The organism is Halomonas sp. AOP7-B1-5 (assembly GCF_052353045.1).
Taxonomy (GTDB): Bacteria; Pseudomonadota; Gammaproteobacteria; order Pseudomonadales; family Halomonadaceae; genus Vreelandella; species Vreelandella colorata.
Genome location: NZ_JBQTDC010000083.1, coordinates 1 through 4399 on the forward strand (window position 1 = coordinate 1; position 4399 = coordinate 4399).

The 4399-nt window shown below is 50.9% G+C and carries 3 protein-coding genes; all 3 read left to right on the forward strand.

From position 1 onward, the window contains the following. The first annotated feature begins 62 nt into the window (after positions 1-62). Complete coding sequence (locus tag ACT3XD_RS19290) at positions 63-371, forward strand: hypothetical protein (RefSeq protein WP_192539940.1); 309 nt, start codon at positions 63-65, stop codon at positions 369-371. 93 nt (positions 372-464) lie between these two features. Continuing rightward, positions 465-833 (forward strand): OmpA family protein, encoded by a 369-nt coding sequence (locus ACT3XD_RS19295; protein WP_192539939.1) that lies wholly within the window; start codon positions 465-467, stop codon positions 831-833. 264 nt (positions 834-1097) lie between these two features. Continuing rightward, positions 1098-4399: BapA/Bap/LapF family prefix-like domain-containing protein (locus tag ACT3XD_RS19300; protein WP_444280684.1), on the forward strand; the 3302-nt coding region annotated here is incomplete at its 3' end.

Below are 4399 nucleotides of genomic sequence, written 5' to 3' on the forward strand. Positions count from 1 at the left end.
CTAGGCGCTGTGGAGTTAAGCCTTTATTTTATTGCGTTATTCTTTGAGAGAAAGGGGGCGTTATGATCAAGTGGGCAAAGCCAATTATATTGGCAGCAGCATTTATCGGAATAGTAGCCGATGCGAATGCTCAAAACTTTACTGATGTAAGCCTAGAAGTTACTGATATAAGGCCGGGTTATATCCGTAATGGATTATTTTTACCCATCCCAAATATTTCTCAAGTACAAAGTGGAGTAGGCAGGATTTCTAAAGAGCAAACTGTAAGATTGCTTGGAAACCCTAATGATTCTACCTCCAGCGTACAGGATGATAATTGGTTTTATAATATCAACTTGCCTCTGGAAACTAACGACTACTTAGTTTGTTAGTATAGAGTTTCTTTTTAAAATCAAATCGTTAGCAGTCTTGAGTGGCGAAGGCCTCAATGTGCTGCCAGGTATTCAGCCCTCGTCAAACCGGAAGTGCTTTCTCTATCCGCAGACCTACTATTTGGTTTTGATAGTGCAGATATTTCTCCCGGCGGTGTAAGCGCCATACGCCAACTCTCTTCTGAAGTTCGTCAAAATTTCAATAATCCTTCAGTTAACGTGATTGGCTATACCGATCGTCTTGGTGATGAGGATTATAACTTGTCCCTGTCTGAGCAGCGCGCTCGTGCTGTATCGATAGCTTTAATAGAAGGGGGCATCTCTCAGCAATGGATTACTTATGAAGGTCGTGGCGAAAACGAGCCAGTCGTGTCCTGTGCTGACAATATGCCAAGACCGCAGTTAATTTCATGTTTAGCGGAAAATCGTCGAGTCAACATTGTCTTGAAAGAAAGATCTTAGAGTTAAAAGAATTAAAGCCAGCGTGTTGGAAGTGTTTCTTTTTATTTGCTGATAATCCGCTCTGGATATCAAGTTTAATAGCATGAGCTTTTGATGATTTTAAAGCGTAAACATTTGGCGAAAAAATAATTTTAAAAGATCGGATTCATATCGCTAATGCTTTTAATAAAGCCTTAACGACGTGGTGTCGCTAGTTGAAAACTGTCCAAGCTCGCAGGCTATTTGTGGCTCCCGGGACCGTACATAGAAACGAAAAGGTGAAACATGGCTAACCAAGCGATAGTTATCACAGAAAAAGCTAATGGCAACGTCACTCAACAACAAGCAAATGACGTTATAGCGCTGCAATCTCCCAGCGCTGTAAAAATATCGGTTGGTCCTGAGGAAATTGCGTCATTTAACCAGTCGGGTATGAATCTGGTTATTGTACTCAAGTCAGGTGAGCAGATTGTTATTGCTGATTTCTTTGTTGTCACTGATGACGTACGTAGTGAATTGATATTAGAGGATTCCAACGGAGTACTCTGGTTAGGACAGTATCAATCACCTTGGTCGCATTTTGCCTTTGCCGAAATTAATGAAGAAGGATTAGTGGCTGCTGGCGATGTTTCGCCATGGGTCTTTGCTCTAGGTGGCTTAGGCGTATTGGGTGCAGCTATTGCAGCCAGCGACTCTTCTAGTTCCGATTCTAATCCTCCTGATAACGAAGAGCCTGGCGCTGGTGATAGCATCGACGATGGTGATGAACCCGACGCCGGTGACCCAATGGACCCCGATGATGGCGACGCAGATGCCGATGGTGACGCGGATGCAGATGCAGATGGCGATGCGGACGGTGACGCGGATGCAGATGCAGATGCAGATGCAGATGGCGATGCGGACGGTGACGCGGATGCAGATGCAGATGGCGATGCGGACGGTGACGCGGATGCAGATGCAGATGGCGATGCGGACGGTGACGCGGATGCAGATGCAGATGCGGACGGTGACGCGGATGCAGATGCAGATGGCGATGCGGACGGTGACGCAGATGCAGATGCAGATGCAGACGCAGACGCTGATGGCGATGCGGATGCAGACGCCGATGGAGATGCGGACGGTGACGCTGATGCAGACGCGGATGCGGATGGAGATGTTACTGCTCCGATAGCTCCTGCGCTCGCATTAGCAAATGATACTGGTGCAGATGATAACGACGGTATTACCAGCGATGGCACGGTCAACGTAGGCAACCTCGAACCCGACGCCACCTGGGAGTACTCCCTCGATGGTGGCGATACCTGGGTCGAGGGTGTCGGCGAGAGTTTTGAGCTCCCCGACGGCACCTATGCGGACGGCGATGTGATCGCGCGTCAGACGGATGCGGCCGGTAATACCAGTGACCTTGGCTCGCTGGGTGCCGTCATTATTGATAGTGCTGCCCCGGATGCGCCGGTGATTGACACCGTCACCGATGTCATCGGCGACAACGGTGAGCCGACCGGGACCGCGGTAGTGGGTACCGCTGAGCCGGACAGCACGGTAGAAGTGCGTGATGCGGATGGCGAGGTGGTGGGCAGCGGCCTTACCGACGAAAACGGTGACTACACCCTGACCACCGACACGCCGCTGGTCGAAGGTGATGCCTATGACGTGGTCGCTATCGACGCGGCGGGAAATGAATCTGATCCTTCTCTATTGATCGGCAATGCTATTGCTCCGGCGACACCGAGCCTGACGCTGGACAACGACACCGGCGCAGATGATAACGACGGTATTACCAGCGATGGCACGGTCAATGTGGGTAACCTCGAACCCGATGCCACGTGGGAATACTCCCTTGACGGAGGCGATACCTGGATCGAGGGTGTCGGCGAGAGTTTTGAGCTTCCCGATGGCGACTATGCGGCGGGTGATGTAATCGCGCGCCAGACGGATGCGGCCGGTAATACCAGCGGCAACGGATCACTGGGCGCTGTCATCATCGACAGTGCTGCTCCCGAAGCACCGACATTGGTGCTGGACAACGACACTGGCGCAGATGATAGCGACGGTATTACCAGCGATGGCACGGTCAACGTAGGCAACCTCGAACCCGACGCCACCTGGGAGTACTCCCTCGATGGTGGCGATACCTGGATCGAGGGTGTCGGCGAGAGCTTTGAGCTCCCCGACGGCACCTATGCCGACGGCGATGTAATCGCGCGCCAGACGGATGCGGCCGGTAATACCAGTGATCTTGGCTCGCTGGGCGCCGTCATTATTGATAGTGATTTGGATGGCGGAGATGGTTTGCTAGATCCATCTCAGGTATTGCTAGGCGCCCTGCTGCCTGGTCTTGAAGGACTCCTAAACTTGGACGAGGGCGTATTAAGCGATTTGGTTATAGATACCGACGCCTTGACTTCGAGTCTTAATGACGCGCTCGGGCCACTACTAGGCTTCGAATTTGACCCTGACGACCCTAATGGTCTTGATGAATTTGATAATTTGTTTGCTGGGGCAACCGATAGTTTAGGTAATGTCCTTGGCCCGTTGATTGGAGAAGCGCTAACCCAAGATGTTTTAGATGCATTAGACCTGCAGGTTGATTTTATAACGGATGGCGTAATTACCCTGTTGCAGGACGGTTTGCTGGGCGGTCTGCTGGTTGGCCTGGGGTTAGGGACAACGCTTGAGAATTTGCTAGGAGAGAGTGGTCAGCTTGATAGCCTCCTAGAGACGATATTGGGCGATGGCAGTCTGATTGGTGGAACGCTAGCCGAACAGGGCTTAATAGGCGGCTTGCTAGCTGAAAATGGCACTATTGGTAACCTGCTTGTTGAAAATGGGCTCGTCGGATTGTTACTTGCTGATGATGGGTTGGTAGGTGGGCTCCTGGCCGACGGAAGCGATCTTAATAATCTTTTAAGCGCATTGTTAAATGATCAAGGGATCTTAGATGGTCTGCTTTCTGGCCTCTTTGGCAGCGAAGGCGGTGTACTCGGCGGCCTGTTAAAGAATGGAGCAATGGAAGGCTTGTTGGATGAAGCGGGATTGCTCACTGCCCTTGTGGGCTCTCAAGGTGTGCTGGGTGGCGTTATTGACGAATTAGAAACCTCCTTAACTGATTTGACTGAGAGCCTTGGTCTAAATCTGGGTCAACTGCTTGACGATGAACTGTTCCCAGACCTTCTAAATGAAGGGGGGGGCGTTGACCAACTTCTAGGCTCGCTAGTAGGGGCTGAAGGAGTTTTAACGCAGCTTCTGGGGACTGAAGGGGCTGGTGGACAGCTTGCAGATAAGTTGCTTGGGGCTGAAGGCCCTCTTGGATCGCTACTGGAAAGCCTTGTTGGCGAAGGCGGCCTGCTAACCAATCTGATTGGTGATTTGTCACTCAATGACAGCCAAGTTAATGATCTGTTGGAAGGGTTGCTGGGCGAAGAAGGATTGCTGGCTAATCTCCTGGGAACGGATGGTCCCTTGGGTGGCGTGCTTGAAGATACCGACTTGTTGAATGGTCTATTGGATGAAGAAGGGCTGCTTGCAGGATTGGTAAATAGTTTACTGGGTAACGGCGGCTTACTTGAAGGTTTGATAGGCGAAGA